This is a genomic window from Pseudomonas sp. CAM1A, assembly GCF_047501685.1.
GTDB lineage: Bacteria > Pseudomonadota > Gammaproteobacteria > Pseudomonadales > Pseudomonadaceae > Aquipseudomonas.
Window position 1 is genome coordinate 83,637 of the sequence record NZ_JBFNXP010000009.1, and the last position, 20,577, is coordinate 104,213.

The 20,577-nt window shown below is 65.8% G+C and carries 18 protein-coding genes and 2 pseudogenes; 8 read left to right on the top strand and 12 right to left on the bottom strand.

Translation table 11 applies throughout. The annotated features are described in order from the left end of the window. Positions 1-95 precede the first annotated feature (95 nt). Positions 96-635 carry a gluconokinase gene (locus ABZO33_RS20025; RefSeq protein WP_102685267.1) on the bottom strand — a complete coding sequence of 180 codons (540 nt, stop codon included), beginning with the start codon at positions 633-635 and terminating at the stop codon, positions 96-98. A gap of 208 nt (positions 636-843) precedes the next feature. Between ABZO33_RS20025 and ABZO33_RS20030 the strand changes: the two genes are divergently transcribed. Beyond that, positions 844-1,863 (top strand): LacI family DNA-binding transcriptional regulator, encoded by a 1,020-nt coding sequence (locus ABZO33_RS20030; protein WP_414537423.1) that lies wholly within the window; start codon positions 844-846, stop codon positions 1,861-1,863. Positions 1,864-1,973: 110 nt separating this feature from the next. Continuing rightward, positions 1,974-2,297, top strand: a pseudogene (locus ABZO33_RS20035) (RHS repeat-associated core domain-containing protein); the annotation flags it as partial. A 600-nt stretch (positions 2,298-2,897) separates the two neighbouring features. On the opposite strand, the gene ABZO33_RS20040 reads toward ABZO33_RS20035, so the two are convergent. Beyond that, entirely contained in the window at positions 2,898-3,788 is an 891-nt protein-coding gene (locus ABZO33_RS20040; RefSeq protein ID WP_414537424.1) for a bile acid:sodium symporter family protein, read from the bottom strand. A 173-nt stretch (positions 3,789-3,961) separates the two neighbouring features. Between ABZO33_RS20040 and ABZO33_RS20045 the strand changes: the two genes are divergently transcribed. Next, positions 3,962-4,840, top strand: a complete 879-nt coding sequence (locus tag ABZO33_RS20045) for a Dyp-type peroxidase (protein WP_414537425.1) — start codon at positions 3,962-3,964, stop codon at positions 4,838-4,840. Between the two features lie 86 nt (positions 4,841-4,926). Here the strand turns inward: ABZO33_RS20045 and ABZO33_RS20050 are convergent, their stop codons facing one another. From ABZO33_RS20050 to ABZO33_RS20075, 6 genes are all read right to left on the bottom strand, one after another. After that, a complete protein-coding gene (locus tag ABZO33_RS20050; protein ID WP_414537599.1) occupies positions 4,927-6,213 on the bottom strand; it encodes a hypothetical protein in 1,287 nt (428 codons plus the stop codon). A 168-nt stretch (positions 6,214-6,381) separates the two neighbouring features. Further along, entirely contained in the window at positions 6,382-7,149 is a 768-nt protein-coding gene (locus ABZO33_RS20055; RefSeq protein ID WP_414537426.1) for an SDR family oxidoreductase, read from the bottom strand. Further along, positions 7,146-7,937, bottom strand: a complete 792-nt coding sequence (locus ABZO33_RS20060) for an SDR family NAD(P)-dependent oxidoreductase (RefSeq protein ID WP_414537427.1) — start codon at positions 7,935-7,937, stop codon at positions 7,146-7,148. Before ABZO33_RS20060 ends, ABZO33_RS20055 begins: the two co-directional genes overlap by 4 nt. Continuing rightward, on the bottom strand, positions 7,934-8,752 hold the full coding sequence (locus ABZO33_RS20065) for a molybdenum cofactor biosynthesis F family protein (RefSeq protein WP_414537428.1): 819 nt from the start codon (positions 8,750-8,752) through the stop codon (positions 7,934-7,936). The genes ABZO33_RS20060 and ABZO33_RS20065 overlap by 4 nt, the downstream gene beginning before the upstream one ends. Before the next feature lie 75 nt (positions 8,753-8,827). After that, positions 8,828-9,487 (bottom strand): response regulator transcription factor, encoded by a 660-nt coding sequence (locus tag ABZO33_RS20070; protein ID WP_414537429.1) that lies wholly within the window; start codon positions 9,485-9,487, stop codon positions 8,828-8,830. A 2-nt stretch (positions 9,488-9,489) separates the two neighbouring features. Further along, the gene (locus tag ABZO33_RS20075) at positions 9,490-10,977 is read right to left on the bottom strand and encodes an aldehyde dehydrogenase family protein (RefSeq protein WP_414537430.1); all 1,488 of its coding nucleotides are present in this window, start codon (positions 10,975-10,977) and stop codon (positions 9,490-9,492) included. 284 nt (positions 10,978-11,261) lie between these two features. Between ABZO33_RS20075 and ABZO33_RS20080 the strand changes: the two genes are divergently transcribed. From ABZO33_RS20080 to feaR, 5 genes and pseudogenes are all read left to right on the top strand, one after another. Then, complete coding sequence (locus ABZO33_RS20080) at positions 11,262-12,431, top strand: p-hydroxyphenylacetate 3-hydroxylase oxygenase component (protein ID WP_414537431.1); 1,170 nt, start codon at positions 11,262-11,264, stop codon at positions 12,429-12,431. A 46-nt stretch (positions 12,432-12,477) separates the two neighbouring features. Then, a pseudogene (locus ABZO33_RS20085) lies at positions 12,478-12,987 on the top strand (flavin reductase family protein); the annotation flags it as partial. Positions 12,988-13,175: 188 nt separating this feature from the next. Next, entirely contained in the window at positions 13,176-14,675 is a 1,500-nt protein-coding gene (locus tag ABZO33_RS20090) for an APC family permease (protein WP_414537432.1), read from the top strand. Then, complete coding sequence (locus ABZO33_RS20095; protein WP_414537433.1) at positions 14,656-15,219, top strand: DUF3156 family protein; 564 nt, start codon at positions 14,656-14,658, stop codon at positions 15,217-15,219. Before ABZO33_RS20090 ends, ABZO33_RS20095 begins: the two co-directional genes overlap by 20 nt. Before the next feature lie 170 nt (positions 15,220-15,389). After that, complete coding sequence (gene feaR, locus ABZO33_RS20100; RefSeq protein ID WP_414537600.1) at positions 15,390-16,355, top strand: transcriptional regulator FeaR; 966 nt, start codon at positions 15,390-15,392, stop codon at positions 16,353-16,355. Between the two features lie 85 nt (positions 16,356-16,440). Here feaR and ABZO33_RS20105 read toward each other — a convergent pair whose 3' ends face one another. The 4 genes from ABZO33_RS20105 to pdeM all read right to left on the bottom strand — a co-directional run bounded on the left by ABZO33_RS20105 (position 16,441) and on the right by pdeM (position 20,575). Continuing rightward, the gene (locus ABZO33_RS20105; RefSeq protein ID WP_050705511.1) at positions 16,441-16,806 is read right to left on the bottom strand and encodes a cupin domain-containing protein; all 366 of its coding nucleotides are present in this window, start codon (positions 16,804-16,806) and stop codon (positions 16,441-16,443) included. Positions 16,807-16,836: 30 nt separating this feature from the next. Then, entirely contained in the window at positions 16,837-18,135 is a 1,299-nt protein-coding gene (locus tag ABZO33_RS20110; RefSeq protein WP_414537434.1) for an NAD(P)/FAD-dependent oxidoreductase, read from the bottom strand. A gap of 269 nt (positions 18,136-18,404) precedes the next feature. Further along, the gene (gene cprA, locus ABZO33_RS20115; protein ID WP_414537435.1) at positions 18,405-19,562 is read right to left on the bottom strand and encodes a cationic peptide resistance protein CprA; all 1,158 of its coding nucleotides are present in this window, start codon (positions 19,560-19,562) and stop codon (positions 18,405-18,407) included. A gap of 341 nt (positions 19,563-19,903) precedes the next feature. Continuing rightward, entirely contained in the window at positions 19,904-20,575 is a 672-nt protein-coding gene (gene pdeM, locus ABZO33_RS20120; RefSeq protein ID WP_414537436.1) for a ligase-associated DNA damage response endonuclease PdeM, read from the bottom strand. Between the last annotated feature and the right edge of the window lie 2 nt (positions 20,576-20,577).

Consider the following 20,577-nt stretch of genomic DNA (forward strand, 5'->3'; position numbering starts at 1 on the left):
TTTCGTTGTTGTTTTGGTGTCGCGTGTCTTGCGTCATTGCACTTGCAGAGGCATGGAGACAGCGCTGTCTTTGGTGAGCCGGAAAAACCGCCGGGTCAGGCAGTCCGCGCCAGCGCCTGCTCACCGCAAGGCTTTAGCCACTGGTGCACGTCCTCGGCCAGCGTGGGCAGCGGGCGGGTGGCGTCCAGGGCCAGGGTCAGCGGCTCTGCGTGCGGGGGCTCCAGTGCGGCGAACTGGCTGTCGATCAGGCTGGCCGGCATGAAGTGACCGGGGCGCGCCAGTACGCGCTTCTCGGCTTCCTGCGGGGTCAGCTCGAGAAACACGAAGCACAGCTCGGGCACGGCCAGGCGCAGGGTGTCCCGATAGCGGCGCTTGAGGGCCGAGCAGGTGAGGATCGGGCGTTCGCCGGCGGCGAGGGTAGCCTGCAGCTCCTCGCCCAGGCGCACCAGCCAACCGGCACGGTCGTCGTCGTTCAGGGGAATGCCGGCGCTCATCTTGGCGATGTTGGCGGCGGGGTGGAAGGCATCGCCTTCGATCAGGCGGCCGCCGCTGCGGGTGGCAATGGCGGCGCCGACGCTGCTTTTACCGCAGCCGGCCACGCCCATGACCACGATCGCGGACAGGGAAGGGTTCATCTGTACCTCCTGCTGGGTGAGATAGCGCTGTCTCGGTCGGGACGAGCCGAAAAACCATGCGCCACCCTCCCGGGTGTTGTTGATCTTGTCTTTGGCAGTATGGACGCTGAACGCATGCCTGCTACCAAGATTGCATTGCCTGCATTCAGAGACAGCGCTACCTTAGTGACCGTTCCCCATTCCTGCAAGCGGTAAAATTACAACACTCATGTCCCGCATTGGCTCGCGCACTACCGGTCGTCCCACCCTGGCGGAAGTCGCCAAGCTTTCCGGGGTTTCCCCAATCACCGCCTCCCGCGCTCTGCGCGGCGTCAGCACGGTCGCGCCGGAGCTGGTGCAGAAGGTCATGGCCGCGGCGGCCAGCCTTGGCTATGTCGCCAACCCGGCCGCCCGTGCCTTGGCGTCAGCGCGCAGCCAGTCGGTGGTGGTGTTGATCCCCTCGCTGTCCAACCAGCTGTTCATCGACACCCTCGAGGCCATCCACGAGGTGATGCGCCCCCGTGGCCTGGAAGTGCTCATTGGCAACTATCACTACGATGTTGCCGAGGAAGAGAACCTGATCCGCAACTACCTGGCGTACCAGCCGTGCGGCGTGCTGCTCACCGGCTTCGAGCGCAGCGAGGCCTCGCGGCAGATGCTGGCCGCGAGCCGGGTGCCGTGCGTGCACATGATGGAGCTGGGCGGCGAGGGTGATGCGTTGTCGGTAGGGTTCTCCCAGCACGCGGCCGGACGCGCCGCGGCACGCCACCTGATCGAGCGTGGCCGCCGACGCCTGGGGTTCATCGCCGCGCAGCTCGACCCTCGGGTGATGCAGCGCGCCGAAGGCTTCCGTCAGGCCCTCGCCGAGGCCGGCCTGCAAGCCCCCGAGCTTGAAGTGCTCGACCCGCAACCCTCGTCCATCGGCCTGGGCGGCACGCTGTTCAGCCGCCTGCTGGCCAAGGCGCCGGATGTCGATGGCATCTTCTTCTGCAACGACGACCTGGCCCAGGGCGCGGTGCTGCAGGCCCTGCGCGAAGGCATCGAAGTGCCGCGCCGGGTGGCGATGGTCGGTTTCAACGACCTGCCGGCCTCGGCGCACATGGTCCCGCGCCTGACCTCGATCCGCACCCCGCGCGCGGCGGTCGGGCGTGGCGCGGCGCAGGCGCTGTTGGCGTTGCTGGACGGCAAGCGGGTGGCCACCGGGCAGCAGGACCTGGGGTTCGAGCTGATGGTGCGGGAGAGTTCCTAGCACGCTAGGCGCCGGGGACGTTCATTGTTGGGATAGGCCTGTTATTTTTACCAGTTTCGCCCTTTCGTGCAGGTCGGTCATCCTTTCCGGAGAAAGGAGGAGGACCAATGATGGCAGAAACCCGTTTATTACAGGTGGACTACAGCGGTACTGTCACCTACGCCCGTATCAATTCAGGCGATGTGGGCCTGGCATATAACGCCTACGGCCTGGATGCCGCTTCTCTGATTCGCGCACCTTACTTGAGATTCAACGGACAATGCCTTGAGTTGCCTCTTGGTCACTATCTGCTGGGGAAAGGCTATCGGGGATACAATCCGGTACTAATGCGCTTCAACTCGCCGGACAGCTACTGCCCATTTGGTCCCGGTGGATTGAACGCCTTCACATACTGCACTGGCGACCCTGTTAATCGCTCAGACCCATCCGGACATGTGGGACGCACCAATTCAGCGGTTAACAAACTGTTCAGACAGAACGTTGACAATGGCAAACCCATCCTTTCAGGCTTTCGACGCCTGTCGGAGGAGGGCGAGAGACGGTCCGCATTTTCTGCCGGGGTACTTGCGAGACCTAGCGCTCCTGCCATGGATGATTTAAGTTGGCGCGGCTCGCAAACATCAATTGCATCTGACTTCACACCCTCCGCGCCGCCGGCAGCTGAATTTTTCAGGCGGGGTTCGAGCGCTTCACAGGAATCTGAGAACATACCTTCTGCTCCCCCCGTGAGCGAATTTGTGCGGCGAGGTTCGTCGGTGTCGATTGCCTCGAACCACTTACCTTCAGCTCCGATGTTCAAAGACTCTCCAGATCAAGCGTGGGAAGTGCCCGCGGCGGTTCACCCATACGCTTCAACTACGACTGCGCAGATCTCGACCGCAGGGCTTGGACAACAAGTGAGACAGGCTGATTGAACTTGCCTGCGTAAAACGGATAGCACTCTGCACGGTTCGGATATTCCCACCCAGGGAGATAACCTGACCCGGCCTGAACAACAATCGAGGCTCTGGCCATGTCCCAGGGATTCGACTATCTCACGATGGCTGCTCTGCCGCGTTCTCCAGTGCTTGCCCGCGACTGACCCACCAGCCGAACCCTGCCGCGGTGAAGAACATGATCAGGCTGTAGATCGCCGCCGGCACCGCCATGGTCGCGTTGTTCAGCAGCGACGGGCTCAGGGCCAGGGCGATGGCCAGCGTGCCGTTGTGGATGCCGATCTCCATGCCGATGGCGATCGCCTGGCGTTTCGGGATGTTCAACAGGCGTGGCACCCAGTAACCCACGCCAAGGCTGAGCAAGTTGAACAGCAACGCGGCGCCACCGACGATCGGCGCGTACTCGACTACGGTCTGCCAGTCCTTGGCCAGGGCCAGGACAATGGTGAAGGCCAGGAACAGCGCCGCGACGATCTTCATCGGTTTCTCCATGCGCGCGGCGAAACGCGGCGTCCAATGACGGATCAGCATGCCCAGGGCCACCGGCAGCAGGACGATGGCGAACACCTGCATGACCTTGGCAAATTGCAGGGGGATGGCCTGGTCCGACGCCATGAACCACATCAGCGACAGGTTCACCAGCAGCGGCATGGTGAGGATGGCGATCAGCGAGTTGACCGCAGTGAGGGTGATGTTCAGCGCCACGTCGCCGTGGGCCAGGTGGCTGAACAGGTTGGCCGTGGTGCCGCCGGGCGAGGCGGCCAGCAGCATCAGGCCCACCGCCAGTGCCGACTCCAGGCCAAAGCCGTTGGCGATCAGGAAGCACACCAGCGGCAGCAGCAGGATCTGGCAGACCAGGCCGATCACCACCGGCTTGGGGTACTTCACCACCCGGGCGAAGTCGGCCAGGGTCAGCGACAGGCCCAGGCCGAGCATGATGATGCCCAGGGCCAGCGGCAGGAGGGCGGTGAGCAAGGGGGAGGCGGTCATGGGCGGTCTCTCGGGCGAAGGATCCCGAGGAGTGTAGGTGGGTGCGCAACGATCGCTAATCGTGCCTGAACGATCTTGGTAACCGTTTGTTACTGGCCTGATGACGCCATGTCGCGTTGCGATGCCGGGCCTGTGGCAGTAGCATTCGCGCTTTTGCCGAGGATTAGCCCGTCATGCCGTTCCAGCAAGGTCTGCTTGCCACCCCGGTGCCGGCCCACGCCCGCCACCTGTTCTTCGCCCTCGATTCCCTGGAGGCGCTGCCGGCCGTACTCGACCAGCTGTTGCCACAGGTCGATGGACAAAGCCTGATCCTGGGCGTCGGCGCGCCGCTGGCCAAGGCCCTGGGCCGCGCGGTGCCGGGCCTGCGCAGCTTCCCGCAACTGGACGCGGTGGTGGAGAACCCGGCGACCCAGCACGCCTTGTGGCTGTGGCTGCGCGGTGCCGAACGCGGCGAGCTGTTCCTGCGCGCCCAGGCCTTGCAGCAGGCGCTGGCGCCGGCCTTGCGCCTGGTCGACAGTGTCGACGGTTTCCTGCACCGCGGCGGCCATGACCTGACCGGCTACGAAGACGGCACCGAGAACCCGGTGGATGCCGACGCCGTCGCTGCTGCCATCGTGCCGGGCGACATTCCCGGCCTGTCGGGTTCGAGCTTCGCCGCCTTCCAGCTGTGGAAGCACGACCTGGGCTACTTCAAGTCGTTGCCCCAGGCCGAGCAGGACAACATCATCGGTCGTCGTTTGAGCGACAACGAGGAGCTCGATGATGCGCCCGAGTCGGCCCACGTCAAGCGCACGGCCCAGGAGAGCTTCGCACCCGAGGCGTTCGTGGTGCGTCGCTCGGTGGCCTGGACCGATGAGCGCGGCGCGGGCCTGGCGTTCGTCGCCCTGGGCTTCTCGCTGGACGCCTTCGAGGTGCAACTGCGGCGCATGAGCGGGCTGGAGGATGGCGTGGTCGATGGCTTGTACCGCTTCAGTCGGCCGTTGACGGGTGGCTACTACTGGTGCCCACCGTTGGCTGAAACCGGCGCCGACCTGCGCCTTCTGTTGGGCTGACCGGCCCTCATCGCGGGGCAAGCCCGCTCCCACGCCTTGAGCCTGATGCCCGGCTCGGCGTGGGAGCGGGCTTGCCCCGCGATGACTCAGAACGGCACCGCCACCGTCAGCTGGCTGTACACGTTGGTCCCGCTGCCCACCTGGTTGCCGCCATTGCTTTGATCCTTGCGCGGCTTGAACAGCCCCAGCAGCGGGGTGACGATCAGGTGCTCGTTGACCGCCCACTCCACATACAGGTCCAGCTCCTGGGCATCCAGGTTCAGGGTCTCGCGGGTGCGCACGGTGTCGAAGTCGAAGAACAGCGCACCGACGGTGAGGTCGTCCCGTGGCATGGCCTTCAGGCCGACATGGTGGATGCCGCTGTTGGTGTTGAACGGCCCGGCGTAGTTGCCGGCGACTTCGCCCTGGATCCAGGTGCCGTAGCCGCTGGAAAGCCCTGTGAACAGCAGGTCCCAGCCTGCGGAGTAGCGGGTGTAGCGGTAGGTCAGCTGCGGCGCCCAAGGGGTGTCGGCGAAGCTGTAGGCCGCTTCGGCGTACCAGGCGGTCTCATTCCCGCCGAGCTTGTCCTGCCAGGCATATTCGAAGGCTAGCCGGGTGTTTGCCAGGCCCGCACTGCCTTCGCCGCGCAGGCTGTATACATCCATGCCTTCGCGGGCTTTCTGGAATTCGCTGGCCCATTGGTCCGTCACGTCGATGCCGTGGATATAGGTCAGGCCCAGCGTACCCAGGTCATGGGTGTAGTCCAGGGTGCCGGCCGCCAGCTCGGTTTCGGCCTGGGCGCGATTGTCGGACTTGAGCCACAGCACGCTGCCATGCAGCCCCTCCTTGCCGCCCAGGCGCAGCACCGTGGTGCGGTCGAAGGCGTGGCGCGCGCCCAGATAGAAGCCGCCACCACGGTTGAGCTGGCCGTCGGCCGGGCCCTTGCCCAGGTTGGGACCGTCGTCGTTGATCAGGAAGCCGCTGCCCAGGCGGATCACCTGGCGGCCCCCGGACAGGTCCACGCCATCCTTGCCCAGCAATGGGAACAGGTCGCCCGAGCGCCAGCCCAGGTAGGCGTCCTCGATCTTGGTGGTGCGTTCGGAGCCGTCCTGGTTGCCGCCGGCGTCGCCGTCGCCCCAGGCGCCGGAGCTGACCCAGTTGAAGGCGCCGTACAGGCTGCCGTTGCCGGCCAGGCCTTGGTCGCCGCTGAGGCCGTACTTGATGAAACCCTCGCGCCAGGTCGAGCCACCGGGGGTGCCGTCGTAGTTGTGGCGGCTGTTGAACATGCCCCAGACCGCGAGCAGATCGGCATTCAGGTGGCTGTCGTCGTCGGCGTACAGCTCATAGGCCGGGCTGGCCTGGCCATGGACCAGCAGGGTCAGTGCCGTGGCCATTGCGGTGCGACGTGGAGTGAGACGCATGGATCGATCCCCGTTTTTTGTGTGCGGTCTTGAATGCCGCGTTGTTGTGGAGGCAGTGTCGAAAGGCGACGGGCTATTAGCGCGTGGAACGCTGGCGGTGGTCTTGCCCGTGGCTGCCAGCGCCCTTGCATGTCGCCGCCATCACAGGCTCGCGGTGGTCTCCGGCAAGGTGGCGCCGCCGTCGACCACAAGGGTCTGGCCGGTGATGTAACGGGCGGCGTCGGAGGCCAGGAACAGCATCGCGGCAGCGATATCGGCGGGTTCCCCCAGTCGTCCCAAGGGCACGCCGGCGGCGATCCGGGTGTTCAGGGTGGTATCGCCGAGGTTGCCCATGGCCGGGGTGCGCACCATCCCCGGCTCCACGCCGTTGACCCGGATATTGAATTGCGCCAGTTCCAGTGCAGCGTTGCGGATGAAGCCGTTGACCCCGGCCTTGGACGCGGCGTAATGGCTCAGGCCCGGATAGGCCACCCGCGGGCCGGTTACCGAGGAGGTGGCCAGCACACAGCCGCCACCTTGGCGGCGGAACAGCGGCAAGGCGCCTTGGGTGAGCCAGAACAACGCCTCCAGGTTCACCGCCAGTGTGCGTTGCAGCAGCGCCGGGTCGATCTCGGCGAACGGGGTAAGCGGGAAGTGCGCGGCGTTGTGCACCAGCACATCCAGGCGTTCCAGCGCGGCCAGCAAGGTGCCGATCGCTCCGGGGTCGGCCAGGTCCAGCGTTTCCCCCTGCACGTCGTGACCCAGGGCCCGTTGTGCTTCCATCAGGCGCTCAAGTGCTGACGAATCGAGATCCACAGCCAGCACCTGGGCACCGCCTCGGGCGAAACCCTCGACGATGGCCTGGCCAATCCCGCCCGCCGCGCCGGTGACCAGCACGGTGCGGCCCTTGAAGTCGTAGCGCGCGTTCATGCCGACGGCTCCAGGTGGGTAAAGGCCAGGGTCGGTACATCGACCACCGTCGAGCCACCGTCTGCGGTGATCACCGCACCGGTGACGATGCTGGCCTCTGCGCTGACCAGGAACTGGCACACGGCGGCTATTTCATCGCTGCTGGCCGGGCGGCGCAGCGGTACGTCGGCGGTGACCCGGCGGTAGGCGGCGTCGAGGTCTTCCTGGTGGTAGTCCATCAACGCCTGCATCTCCTGATCCGCCATGGGCGTGCGCACCCAGCCCGGACAGACGCAGTTGACCCGCACACCGAACGGTCCGTAGTCGCGGGCCAGCGAGCGGGTCAGGCCGATCAGGGCATGCTTGGCGGTGGTGTAGCCGCAGACCTCCGGGCCGGCCGCCAGGGAGGCGATGGAGCCCAGCAGCACCAGGCTGCCGTGTCGCTCGCGCAGCAACGGCAGGCAGGCCCGGGCGGTGTGGAAGGCGCTGTCGAGGTTGCCGCGCAGGGCTGCGCGCCAGGCCTCGTCGCTGGTCTGCTCGAGCGCGCCCAGGCCATGGCCGCCGGCGCAGGCGATCACCGCGTCGAGGCCGCCGAAGCGGGTGCGTACCTGTTCGATGAAGCCGGCCCAGGTGGCACTGTCGGCGGCGTCGCCGGCCAGTACCAGGCCATCGCACCGTTGCGCGACGCGCTGCAACGCTTCGCGACGGCGGCCCACCAGCGCCACCTGCCAGCCCTGGCGGGCCAGGCGCAGGGCGCAGGCTTCACCGATGCCGCTGCCGGCGCCGGTGATCAGCACGCTGCGGCTCACTGCGCATGCTCCGTGCGGTTGAGCACCCGGCAGTGGGATGACACCGGGAAATTGGCCAGGGCATTGAAGCCGCCGCCCTGGTAGCCGAAGATCTTGCCGTCGCTGCGGTGCTGCGCCAGGTCGATCATTACCAGGCCCAGGGTGGGTACGATCTTCTCGCACCAGACGAACAGGTACAGCTGATCGGCGATCTTGTAGTAGTACGCCCGGTCGGTGTCGCACAGGCCCTGCTCGACGCCCTTGAGGCACTGCCAGCTGTAGTAGTTGGCGTTGAGGTAGATGTGCTCGTACTCCTCGGTGGGGCTGTAGCGGTAGTGGTTGCGCAGGCCGACCAGCTCGGTGGTCGGCGCGTGGGGGCAGGCGCCGGCCTGCCAGGGGCGGTCGAGGCTGCCGTGCAGGAAGCTGGCTTCGACGCCGGTCAGCGCTTCGCCGGCCAGGGCCAGGGCATACAGGCCGCGCTGGGCGCGGGCCTGGTCGGGCAGGCGGCCGAGCACGGCGGTGAAGGCCTGCGCCAAGGTGTCGAGCACCAGCGACACCGACCAGGCCTGGCCGGCCTCGTGCTTGATGAAATCGACCAGGTAGATGCCGGGGCGCACGGAGGTGGCTCGGTAGCCAGCGCTGCCGCTGCTGTGGCCGTCCGCCGCGTGCCAGTGCAGGCGCTCGCTGTCGAAGCGGTGCTCGATGATCCAGCCATTGGCGAAGTTCAGGGTGAGCGAGCGCCCGGACAGGTCGGCCAGTTGCGGCAGGATGAAGGCCTCGGGTGCGAAGCCTTCGGCGAGGGCGCCCACGGTGATCCAGTCGGTTTGCTTCGGCATGTCGTTGACTCCTGTGTTGGGGTGCCAACAGAGTGCGACGCTGCGTCAAGTGGCGGTATCAACCGGATGGTTGAGTCACAGGTAGAGGGCGGCCACCAGCTCGGTGCGGTTGCGCACGCCGAGCTTACGGAACAGGTTGATCAGGTGGGTTTTCACCGTCGGCAGGCCGACACCCAGGATGCGGGCAATCAGCTTGTTGCTGGTGCCCTGGCGCAGCAGCTCGGCGATCTGCCGTTCGCGTGGCGTCAGTTCGACGGGCGCGGGCGCGCTCGCCAACGGCTGGCTGGCCACGGCGAACTGCATCAGGCCGTGCAGGGGCAGCAGGCGTTCGAGTTCGTCGCTGCGAAACTCACCGAGGCTGGCGCAGCGCAACAGCGAGACCCCGGCCACCGGGCGGCCATCGGCCTGGGCGATGATCTCGACCACGTCCACCACCTGATGCTGTGTAAGGAAACGCCGGTAGCTCTGGCCCTGGGCTTCGGGCAGGCGGGCCAGGCCCTGGCGCAGCGACACCACCGGTCGACCGATCGCCAGGCAACGCCCGGGCTGCAGCGGGTCGAACGCTCGATAATGCTCGAGGTAGCGGGCATGCATCGCTGCCTGCAGGTCCTGCAACAGGAAGTCGCAGGCCTGCTGCCCGGCATCGATGCGGTAGAACGCCGCCAGCGACGCCGGTACCTGCTGACTGAAGGCCTGCAGGCAGTAGCGGCCCAGGTCGTGGTTGGCGCTGGCCATGGTCAGTAGCGGATCATCACCGATTTCAGCTCGGTGAAGTCGTCGATGAAGGCCGAGCCGAACTCGCGGCCAATGCCGGACGCCTTGATGCCACCGAACGGCACCGCCGGGTCGAGCAGGGTGTGCATGTTGACCCACAGGGTGCCGGCCTGGATTTCCGGGATCAGGCGCATGGCCTTGCCCAGGTCGTTGGTCCACAGGCTCGCGCTCAGGCCGTAGGGCGAGGCGTTCATCAGGTGGATCAGTTCGTCCTCGTGGTCATAGGGCAGGAAGGTCGCCACCGGGCCGAAGGTTTCCTGGTTGAGCAGGGTGTCGCCCGCGTTGTTGGCAAGGATTACGGTGGGCTCGACGAAGCAGCCCGGGCCGTCGCCGAGGCGGCCGCCATGGACGATGCGGTTACCCTCGGCGCGGGCGGTGGCGAACAGCTCGCCGAGTTTCTGCTGGTGCGGTTTGTTGGCTACAGGGCCGAACTGGGTGGTTTCGTCCAGGGGTGAGCCGATCTTCAGCTGGCTCAGGCGCTGGGACAGGGCGTCGAGCAACGGGTCCAGGCGTAAGCGATGAACGTAGAAGCGCTCGCCGGCGGCGCAGATCTGCCCGGAATGCAGGAAGCCGGCCTCGATGATGCCGTCCACCGCCTTGTCGACGGCGACATCGGGCAGGAACGCCACGGCGTTCTTGCCGCCCAGCTCCAGGGTCGCCCGGGTCAGCCTGGCACCCATGGCCGCCTGGCCGACGGCGATGCCGGTGGGCACGGAGCCGGTAAACGACACCTTGTCGGTGCCGGGGTGCTCGACCAGCGCCTTGCCCACCAGGCCGCCGCCGGTCAGCACGTTGAGCGCGCCCGGCGGCAGGCCGGCCTCGCTGGCCAGTTCGGCGATGCGCAGCAGGGTCAGCGGGGTGAATTCGCTGGGCTTGAGCACGATGCTGCAGCCGGTGGTCAGGGCCGAGGCCAGTTTCCACAGGGCGATCATGGTGGCGAAGTTCCACGGCACGATACCTGCCACCACGCCCACCGGCTCGCGCAGGGTAAAGGCGCTGTAGCGCTCGCCGGCGAAGGAGGGCAGCGACGGGGTGATGGTCTGGCCGGTGATCTTGGTGGCCCAGCCGGCGTAGTAGCGCAGGAAGTGCGCGGCCTGTTCCACCTCGAAGGCGCGGGCGATGCCGATCAGCTTGCCCGACTGCAGGGTTTCCAGCTGGGCCAGTTGCTCGCGGTTGGCCTCGAGCAGGTCGGCCAGGCGCAACAACACTGCGGCGCGGGCGGCAGGGCTGGTGCGCGACCAGCTGGCAAACCCCTGACGGGACGATGCGACGGCGCGCTCGACATCGGCCAGGTTGGCGTCGGCGACCTGGGCGATGGCTTCGCCGTTGGCCGGGTTGTGCACGGTGATGCGGGCGCTGGATTGGCTGGCCACCGTTTCGCCGTGGATGTACAGGCCGTGGTCACGGGCGAGGAAGGCGCTGACGCTGGGGAGGAGGGGGATATCGCTCATGACAGGGCTCCGGGTGGGTTGCCGAGGGCTTCGTGGCAGCGGGCTTGCCCCGCGATGGGCCGCAGCGGCCCGATTTGCGCAGGTTAGAGCGCGGCAGACGGGCGTTCTTGTCTGCCCATGCCAGCCACCATGACTCAGCCTGCCAGGCCCATGAAAAGTGCAATCCGAGGTGCGGAAGTTGCATTTTCCGGCCTGCCCACGGCTCCCATACTGACCCGGCATTCATCAGCGAACGCGCGCTTTCAGGCACCGTTCGCCAGGGTCCAATAACAATGAGCCAGACCATGAAAAAGCCAAACTCCCTGCTCGAAGACCTCAAGCCCCTGTTGCCGGCCATCGCCGCCCGCGCCGACCAGGCCGAGCGCGAGCGCAGCGTGCCCGCCGAAAACATCGCCGCGCTCAAGGCCATCGGCCTGCACAAGGCCTTCCTGCCCAGGCATTACGGCGGCCAGGAACTCAGCCTGCCGCAGTTCGCCGAATGCATCGCCGCGCTGGCCGGCGCCTGTGCCAGCACCGCCTGGGCGATGAGCCTGCTGTGCACCCACAGCCACCAGCTGGCGATGTTCCCGGCACGCCTGCAGGACGAGATCTGGGGCCGCGATCCGGACGCCACCGCCAGTAGCAGCATCGCCCCGTTCGGGCGTACCGAAGAAGTCGAGGGAGGCGTGCTGTTCAGTGGCGAGATGGGCTGGAGCAGCGGCTGCGACCACGCCGAGTGGGCGATCATGGGCTTTCGCCGAAGCAACCCCGAAGGCGGCCAGGACTACTGCTTCGCCGTGCTGCCGCGCAGCGACTACCAGATCCGCGACGACTGGTTCGCCGCCGGCATGCGTGCCAGTGGCAGCCGCACGCTGATCGTCGAGCGCGCCTTCGTGCCCGAGCACCGTATCCAGAAGGCCCGGGACATGATGGAGGGCCAGTCGGCGGGCTTCGGGCTGTACCCGGACAGCGCGATCTACTTCAACCCGTACCGGCCTTACTTCGCCAGCGGTTTCTCCACGGTCAGCCTGGGCATCGCCGAGCGCATGCTCGAGGTCTTCAGGGACAAGACCCGCAACCGCGTGCGCGCCTACACCGGCGCCGCCGTCGGCGCGGCCACCCCGGCGCTGATGCGCCTGGCCGAGTCCACCCACCAGGTCGCCGCGGCGCGGGCGCTGCTGGAAAAGAGCTGGGAGCAGATCGCCGAGTACAGTGCCCGCCACCAATACCCGACCCGCACCGAGCTGACGTACTGGCGCACCAACCAGGGCTACGCGGTCAAGCTGTGCATCCAGGCCGTGGATCGGCTGATGGAGGCGGCCGGCGGTGGCGCCTGGTTCGAGGGCAACGAGCTGCAGCGGCTGTTCCGCGATGCGCACATGACCGGCGCGCATGCCTATACCGACTACGACGTCTGCGCGCAGATCCTCGGGCGCGAGCTGATGGGGCTGGAGCCGGATCCGGCGATGACCTGAGCCTGAACACATGAAAATGGCCTGAACAATACCTACGGAGCCTTGCATGTCCACTTCCTTCGATAACCGCGCCTTCCGCCGCGCCCTGGGCAACTTCGCCACCGGCGTTACCGTGATCACCGCCGCCGACGCCTCGGGGCGCAAGGTCGGGGTCACCGCCAACAGCTTCAACTCGGTGTCCCTCGAACCACCGCTGGTGCTCTGGAGCATCGACAAGCGCTCCAGCAGCCATGCGGTGTTCGAGGCCGCCGGGCACTTCGCCGTGAATGTGCTGGCGGCCGACCAGGTCGATCTGTCCAACACCTTTGCCCGCCCCAGCGAAGACCGCTTCGCTGGGATCGAACACGAGACCGGCGAAGGCGGCGCGCCCTTGTTGCCAGGCTGCTCGGCGCGTTTTCGCTGTGAGAAGTTCCAGCAGATCGATGGCGGTGATCACTGGATTCTTATTGGCCGGGTGCTGGCCTTTGACGACCTCGGGGGGCCGCCGCTGCTCTATCACCAGGGCGCCTACTCCAGGGTACTGCCCCATGAGCTGATGGATCGTTGCGTGCAGGGGTAAGCCGTTTCGAAGTGTTCGACGCAAGGGGTGCGGCACCTGGCAACACGGATCAAGGCCTGCGGCAGGCAGTGGCAAGACCTGCCTGGGTGGAGGCCGCAAAGTGACGGGGAAGACCCGGCGCACGCCAGCACTTGCGGCGTGCCGGGCAAGCGGTCATCTTTCTCTCGTCCACCCAGGGCCCACCCATGACAACCAATAATAAGCTCACCGAGCACCTCAACCGCGGCAGCGTCGGCTTTCCCACCGCGCTGGCCAGCACCGTCGGCCTGATCATGGCAAGCCCCGTGATCCTCACCGCGACCATGGGCTTCGGTATCGGCGGCAGCGCCTTTGCCGTCGCCATGCTGATCGCCGCAGTGATGATGCTGGCGCAATCGACCACCTTCGCCGAGGCGGCGGCGATCCTGCCCACCACCGGCTCCGTCTACGACTACATCAACTGCGGCCTGGGCCGCTTCTTCGCCATCACCGGCACCCTGTCGGCGTACCTGATCGTGCATGTGTTCGCCGGCACCGCCGAGACCATCCTCTCCGGGGTCATGGCCCTGGTGAACTTCGAACACCTCAACACCCTGGCCGAATCGGCCGGCGGCTCTTGGCTGCTGGGGGTGGGTTTCGTGCTGGTGTTCGGCGTGCTCAACGCCTTCGGCGTCAGTGCTTTCGGCCGTGCAGAAGTGGTGCTGACCTTCGGCATGTGGACCACGCTGATGGTGTTCGGCGTGCTCGGCTTGATCGCCGCGCCCGCCGTCGAGCTGGAGGGGCCGTTCGGCGTGTCGCTGGTCGGCACCGACCTGATGACCATCCTGTCGCTGGTGGGCATGGCCATGTTCATGTTCGTCGGCTGCGAGTTCGTCACCCCCTTGGCCCCGGAACTGCGCCGTTCGGCCTGGGTGATGCCCAAGGCCATGGCGCTGGGGTTGTTCGGCGTGGCCAGTTGCATGTTCATCTACGGCGCGGCGATGAAGCGCCAGGTGGAAAACGTGGTGCTCGATGCCGCCAGCGGCGTGCACCTGCTGGACACGCCCATGGCCATTCCGCGTTTCGCCGAACAGGTGATGGGTGATATCGGCCCGGTGTGGCTGGGCATCGGTTTCCTGTTCGCCGGCGCCGCCACCATCAACACGCTGATGGCCGGGGTGCCGCGGATCCTCTACGGCATGGCGGTGGACGGGGCGTTGCCCAAGGTATTCACCTACCTGCACCCGCGCTTCAAGACGCCGCTGCTGTGCATCCTGGTGGTGGCGCTGATCCCGTGCCTGCACGCCTGGTACCTGGGCGGCAACACCGACAACATCCTGCACCTGGTGCTGGCGGCGGTGTGCGCCTGGAGCACCGCGTACCTGCTGGTGACCCTGTCGGTGGTGATCCTGCGCATCCGCCGCCCGGACCTGCCGCGCGCCTACCGTTCGCCGCTGTTCCCGCTGCCGCAAATCGTTTCGAGCATCGGCATCCTGCTGGGCATGTGGTTCATCACCCCGCCGGGCATGAACCCGGCCGATGTCTATGTGCCGTTCGCCGTGATGCTCGGCGCCACCGCCGCCTACGCGCTGTTCTGGACCTTATGTGTGCAGAAGGTCAACCCGTTCCGGCCGGCGCGGGTCGAGGATGTGCTGGAGAAGGAATTCGCCACCGAGCCCGGTCAGCCTCACAGCGAGCAGGTGCGCCATGTCGGCAAGCTGGCTTGAGCGCCTGACCGGGCCACGCGCTCCGGCCGGGTATCGGCCAGGGGCGACCCTGGCGCGTCTGGGGCGCAACCTTGGATTGGCGGATTTGCAATCCGCAGCATCCTTTACCTACCGCGAGGATGGTCCGCGTGTCGAGGTGCGTGAGCGCACCGAAAGTCACCTGCTGATGCACCTGGTGATGTGCGAGTTCATCTTGCGTGTGCCTGCCCGCGGCCAGGGCATGCTGCGTGCCGAACTGCACCATACCGGTATGCTGCGCCGCAGCGGGCTGGGCTGCCGCCTGCGCGGCGGTGACCCGCTATTGTTCGACGCGCTCAAGGCGCGCCTGGCAGCGGTGCAGGCCGTCCTGATGCCCCTGGACTTCAAGCGCCTGGCCATCGACTGCTGCGACGGTCAATGGCAGGTGACCCTGGAGCATATGGGGGCCAGCGAGGTGGTCAACCGGATGCCCGCTTTGCGTCGCTACATCCCGCTCACCACTGAGCAACGCCACCACCTCTGGCTGGCGTTCGACGCGTTGGTGTACACCCTGCGCGACCTCTGACTGTAGGAGCGGCTTTAGCCGCGATCACCCGCAAAGCGGGTGCCAGGTACCGCGATACCTGCATCGCGGCTGAAGCCGCTCCTACAAGAGATGACAGTTGTGCCTTCATTGATAACATGTTAACAATTGCCTCCATAACAACAACCGTTGCTGTGGAGGTCGACATGCCCATGCCCCAGCCCGCTTCAGTGCACAGCGTAAGCCCGGCCCGGGACGGCCTGGAGCGCTGGACCACGGCCATGCAGAAAGTCTGTGGCCGGTTCCAGACTGAACTTGCCTTCAACCGCTCGCTGTTCATCGGCGAGATCTCGACCTACAACCGCGCCGGCCTGGCCCTGGCCAACCTGCGCACCAATGCCGGCACTATCCGCCGCCTGGGCGACAACCCCGACCGCGACGATGACCAGCATTGCTTCCTGGTCAGCCAGCGCATGGGCTACTCGCAGGTCACCCAGGACGGCGTGAGCATCCAGCTGTCGCCGGGCGAACTGCTGCTGATGGATTCGGTGGGCCCGTGCGAGATCACCCCGTTCGGTCTGATCGAGCATGTCTCGCTGTCGCTGTCCCGCGAGCAGGTGCGCAAGCACGTGACCGGGCAGGGCGCGACCTTCGGCAAGATCTCCTCGACCAATGCCTGCGGGCGCATGCTGCACCTGCTGATGGACCAGCTGTGCCGCGAGGGCGACGAGGCCGGGGCAACCCAGGGCGAGGCGCTGCAGGCGGCGTTCATCGCTCTGCTGGAGCCGGGCTTCGAGCACGCTGATGACAACCCCGGCTCGCTGGCCGGGCTCGGCGGTGTCAGCCTGCGCGGCTACGTGCAGAAGGTCATCGACGAGTCGCTGGGCCAGCCGGGCCTGACCCCGGCCAACCTGGCCGAACGTCTGAGCATCTCGGTACGCCACCTGTACCGCCTGTTCGAAGAGGAGGGCGACAGTGTCTGCCGCTACATCCAGCGTTCACGGCTCAAGCGCAGCGCCGACGACCTGTCCAACCCGTTCCTCAAGCGCGAGTCGATCACCTCGATCGCCTTCAAGTGGGGCTTTACCGATTCGGCGCATTTCAGCCGGGCGTTCAAGAAGCAGTTCGAGCAGTCGCCGAAGGATTTCCGGGCGATGGCATTGATGGCAGGGCGCTAAAAGCATCGCCGGCAAGCCGGCTCCCACAGGGTTATGCGTCCCCTGTGGAAGCCAGCTTGCCGGCGAAGCAACTCCCAGGCTGTAATCAGGCAATCGCCAGATAGTGCTTGACGAACGTCTCGCTCAACACCTCCCACAGCACCGGCGTGCCCTTGGTCACGAACCAGGCATCGCCTGCCTTGTAGCGCGTCACCTGACCGGTGGATTCATCGGTCAGCTGAATCTCGCCGGTCACGATCACCGCCTGCTCGCTGAACGGGTAGACCATGCGGAACTTGCCCTGGGTGGTGCCGAAATAGGCGCTGCTGACCGGGTCGGTCGGGGCGCCGTGGGTCATCTTGCCGTAGCACTTGACCTCGCCTTCGAGGATAGTCGAGCCGAGGTCGGCAACGGTGCCCCAGGCGTCGAGTTCGGACAGCTGCACACCCTGGCGGACGGCGGTGAGGGTCATGGTGGTTCTCCTGGTCTTGTTCAAAAAGAATCAACGGCGGCCGTTGAAGAAGCCCGACAGCTGATGCACGGTCTTGCCGGCGGTCAGCAGCAGCGGGCGGATATGGTCTTTGCCGAGGATGCGCGCATGCTTGACCGAACTGATCAGGTCGTAACGGGCCGAGCCTTCGCTCATGCCCTCGGCGAGGATCTTGCAGATGATGTGGCTGGGGGTGACGCCGAAACCCGAATAGCCCTGCACGTAGAAGGCGTTGGGGCGGTTGCTCAGGGTGCCGATCTGCGGGAACAGGTTGGCGCTGGTGGCCATCGGCCCGCCCCAGGCCAGGTCGATGCGCACGTCCTTGAGGTACGGGAAGATCTTCAGCATCAGGTTGCGGTTCCAGGCCTTCAGGTCCTTGGGGATGTGCTCCACGAACGGCGTGGCGGCACCGAACAGCAGGCGGTTCTCGCGTGTGACGCGGTAGTAGTCGATCACCGGGCGGATATCGCTGTAGGCGCCACGGATCGGGCTGATGCGCTGGATGAGCTCATCCGACAGTGGTTCGGTCATCAGCTGGAAGGCGTAGGTGTTGACGGTGCGCGCATGCAACTCGGGTTCGAGCTTGTTGAGGAAGCTGTCACAGGCCCACAGCAGCTTGCTGGCCTTGACCGAACCGCGCCCGGTGCGCACGGTGATCCGCTCGCCGTAGTGCACCTCCAGGGCCGGGCTGTGCTCGAAGATCCGCGCGCCGTGTCCGACCAGGGCCTGGGCTTCGCCGAGCAGCAGGTTCAGCGAATGCACGTGACCGCCGCCCATGTGCAGCAGGGCGCTGCTGTAGGCGTCGGAGCCGATGATCTGCCTGACCTCCGAGCCGCCGAGAAAGCGGATCTCGTCCTTGCCGTTGATGGCCTTGAAGTCTTTCTCCCAGGCGCGCAGGGTCTTTTCCTGGCGGGCGTTGAAACCCATGTAGCCGTAGCCGTGGCAGAAGTCGGCGTCGATCTGGTAACGGGCGATGCGCGCCTTGATGATGCCGGCGCCCAGTTCGCTGATCTCGAAGATCTCGCGCAGGCCTTGGTCGCCCACGCTGCTCTTGATCTTCTCCAGGTCGTGGCCGATGCCGGCCATGATCTGCCCGCCGTTGCGCCCGGTGCCGCCGAAGCCCAGGTAGCGGGCTTCGAGCACGACGACATTGGTGATGCCTTGCTCGGCCAGTTCCAGGGCGGTGTTGATGCCCGAGAAGCCGCCGCCGATCACCACGACATCGGCGTCGATGTCGCTTTCCAGGGTGGGGAAGCTGAGGTTGTACTTCTTGGTAGCGGTGTAGTACGTCGGCGTTTCGATGTTGATCATGGCGCAGCCTGGACAGTTGGAATTGTTGGACAGCAGGGCTTGCACAAGCGCTGGCGGTTGCAGGTATTGAGCACCTAACGAAAGGTAGGTGTCTTGCCTGGGACTGCCAGGGTTTTGCTTCAGGCTGCCAAGTTGTCCATTGAGTCCAACACCGTAGGCATACGGCGGCAGCATGACCTCCACAGGAGAAGTGGTGATCATGCGCCTCATGAATATGTTAAGTAAATTACCCTCTGTTGCTGCTTACCTGTAGGCGCGGCAAATGGCGCTCACTTGAAATCCCACTGCATCTGCGTGGCGATGCTCACACCGCTGGACGACCTGACGCACACGTCCAGGTAGTCGGTGAAGCGTGGTGGCACGGCAATACCTTCTTCCAGCAGCCGGCTGTTGTCGAACAGGTAGTTGAGGTCGGCGAAGCCGCTGTACAGGCGCAGTGCGCGCAGCACCAGGCGCGGGTTGGCCGGGCCGATGCGGGTTTCGAAATGGCTGGCGAGCGATTTGAGGTCGTCCGCCTCGACCTTGCGATAGCGCTCGCCCACCGGCTCCGCGCCATTGGCCAGGGCGAAGGCCTGGTCGATCTCGGCGAAGGTGCAGGCCGAGTGATGGCCGGCGGAGATGTGGTACAGGTCATGGCTCAGGCGCGGCTTGAGCGCCAGGCCGATCAACGCCTCGGCGCAGTAGTCCACCGGGATCACATCGATCTGTTCGTCCAGGCCGCAGGTGAAGCTTTCCAGGGCGAAGCCCATGCGGAATACCCAGAAGATGCTGCCCGAGGCCTGGCAGCCGAGGCTGCGGTGGCCGACCACGATGGACGGCCGCGCCACCACCAGCGGCAGGCTGGGCAGCTCTTCACGCAGGCGCCGTTCGATCTCCGCCTTCGAGGCGGTGTAGTCCACCAATTGCTGCGCGGCCTCGGGGAACTCCCACGATTCGCTGATCGGCGATTCGCGCTGCGGGCCGCAGCACATGGCGGTGCCGACGTGGAGGAAACGCTTGAGGCGGCTTGAGCGGCTCAGCACTTGGGCGAAGGCGAAGGTACCTTCGACGTTCACCGGCCAGATGTTCGGGTTTTTCGAGAACGATGCCACAGCGGCGCAGTTGATCACCCGGTCAATCTGCATCAACTGCGGGGTCTCGCGGGCCAGCCAGGCGGTGTCGAGGAAGTCGCCGCAGATAATCTGCGCCTCGCTCAGCGCCAGGCCCTGGCTGTCACTGACGCCATGCTGGCGCAAGTTGTCGCGCAGGCGTTGCAGGCCTTGGGCCGGGTTGTCGGCGCGAACCAGGAAGCACAGGGATTCGGCATACCCTTCGGCGATCATCTGGGCGGCGACGGCGCCGCCGAGAAAACCTGTGGCGCCGGTCAGCAGAATACGCTCCTGGGACGGTTGAGGGGCGGTAGGCGTATGGATGGCGGGGGTATTCATAGGTTTCCTCGGCAAGTAGTTTGCCTGTGTTCGATCCGTTCTGGCGGATGTGAAAGTTGCGTAAAAGTTTGAACGCCGAGCAAATTCAGGTCAGCACGTATCAGCCTTCTTTAAATAATAAGGTGCGCTGCGCCAGTGCAGGCTGATAAGTGCGCCATCTCTGGGCCAGGCCTTTGCGGCCGGGGTGGCGAGTAATTGTCTGGCGGGTGGGCAATTAATGCAATTAACTGTTTACGCAGCTTTGCAGGCTTTTGGTGAAAGAATTTTAATGGCCAGTGCGTCGATGTGAGTAATTGTAGAAATGTGTAAATATATTTAGAAATATTGTTCGAGCCCCCGAGTTACATGGGCACTTCCCAGATCCCACCGTCACCAATAACGAATACCCGCTGACCGGCACTCGCCTGCAGTGTCATCGCCCCGGTGAAGCTGCCGAACGATGGCAACAGGGTCAGGTGTTCTGAAACCATGAAACAGGGCAGACGCACCTGCTGGCGACCACGGCCGCGCAAGCGGTACGCCGGATGCACATGCCCCGCCAGCACATGCCGGCCAGGGTGCGCGCAGGGTTCGTGGTGCAGGGCGAACGGGCCGAGCAGCAAAGGCTCGGTCACCACCTCGAAGCCCAGTGCGGGCGGAGGGTCACCGGCATGGCGGTCATGGTTGCCGCGTACCAGAGTGACGGGCAGCGCCGCATGGCGCGCGCGCCACTCGGCCAGGGTCGCCAGGGTCTGCGGGGTCCTGCCTTGGGCGCTGTGCAGGAAGTCGCCGAGGAACACCAGCTGTTGGCAGGCAAGACCGTGCAGCAGTGCATCCAGGCGTTGCAGGTTGCAGGAGGTGGTGCCGCTGGGCACCGGTTGGCCCAATGCCCGGTAGCCAGCCGCCTTGCCCAGATGGAGGTCGGCGACCAGCAAGGTGTGGCGCTCGGGCCACCACAGGGCCTTCTGCGCCAGCAAGCAGAGCTGGGTGCCGGCCACCCATACCACCTGGTGCGCCAGGGGGACGCCGGGCATGC

Coding starts and splice junctions, on each gene's coding strand:
- pdeM (WP_414537436.1), bottom strand. CDS start 20,575: ATGCCCGGCGTCCCCCTGGCGCACCAGGTGGTATGGGTGGCCGGCACC.
- ABZO33_RS20095 (WP_414537433.1), top strand. CDS start 14,656: ATGTCGGCAAGCTGGCTTGAGCGCCTGACCGGGCCACGCGCTCCGGCC.
- ABZO33_RS20090 (WP_414537432.1), top strand. CDS start 13,176: ATGACAACCAATAATAAGCTCACCGAGCACCTCAACCGCGGCAGCGTC.
- ABZO33_RS20065 (WP_414537428.1), bottom strand. CDS start 8,752: ATGCCGAAGCAAACCGACTGGATCACCGTGGGCGCCCTCGCCGAAGGC.
- ABZO33_RS20025 (WP_102685267.1), bottom strand. CDS start 635: ATGAACCCTTCCCTGTCCGCGATCGTGGTCATGGGCGTGGCCGGCTGC.
- ABZO33_RS20080 (WP_414537431.1), top strand. CDS start 11,262: ATGAAAAAGCCAAACTCCCTGCTCGAAGACCTCAAGCCCCTGTTGCCG.
- ABZO33_RS20075 (WP_414537430.1), bottom strand. CDS start 10,977: ATGAGCGATATCCCCCTCCTCCCCAGCGTCAGCGCCTTCCTCGCCCGT.
- ABZO33_RS20070 (WP_414537429.1), bottom strand. CDS start 9,487: ATGGCCAGCGCCAACCACGACCTGGGCCGCTACTGCCTGCAGGCCTTC.
- ABZO33_RS20110 (WP_414537434.1), bottom strand. CDS start 18,135: ATGATCAACATCGAAACGCCGACGTACTACACCGCTACCAAGAAGTAC.
- ABZO33_RS20045 (WP_414537425.1), top strand. CDS start 3,962: ATGCCGTTCCAGCAAGGTCTGCTTGCCACCCCGGTGCCGGCCCACGCC.
- cprA (WP_414537435.1), bottom strand. CDS start 19,562: ATGAATACCCCCGCCATCCATACGCCTACCGCCCCTCAACCGTCCCAG.
- ABZO33_RS20030 (WP_414537423.1), top strand. CDS start 844: ATGTCCCGCATTGGCTCGCGCACTACCGGTCGTCCCACCCTGGCGGAA.
- ABZO33_RS20055 (WP_414537426.1), bottom strand. CDS start 7,149: ATGAACGCGCGCTACGACTTCAAGGGCCGCACCGTGCTGGTCACCGGC.
- ABZO33_RS20105 (WP_050705511.1), bottom strand. CDS start 16,806: ATGACCCTCACCGCCGTCCGCCAGGGTGTGCAGCTGTCCGAACTCGAC.
- ABZO33_RS20050 (WP_414537599.1), bottom strand. CDS start 6,213: ATGGCCACGGCACTGACCCTGCTGGTCCATGGCCAGGCCAGCCCGGCC.
- feaR (WP_414537600.1), top strand. CDS start 15,390: ATGCCCCAGCCCGCTTCAGTGCACAGCGTAAGCCCGGCCCGGGACGGC.
- ABZO33_RS20040 (WP_414537424.1), bottom strand. CDS start 3,788: ATGACCGCCTCCCCCTTGCTCACCGCCCTCCTGCCGCTGGCCCTGGGC.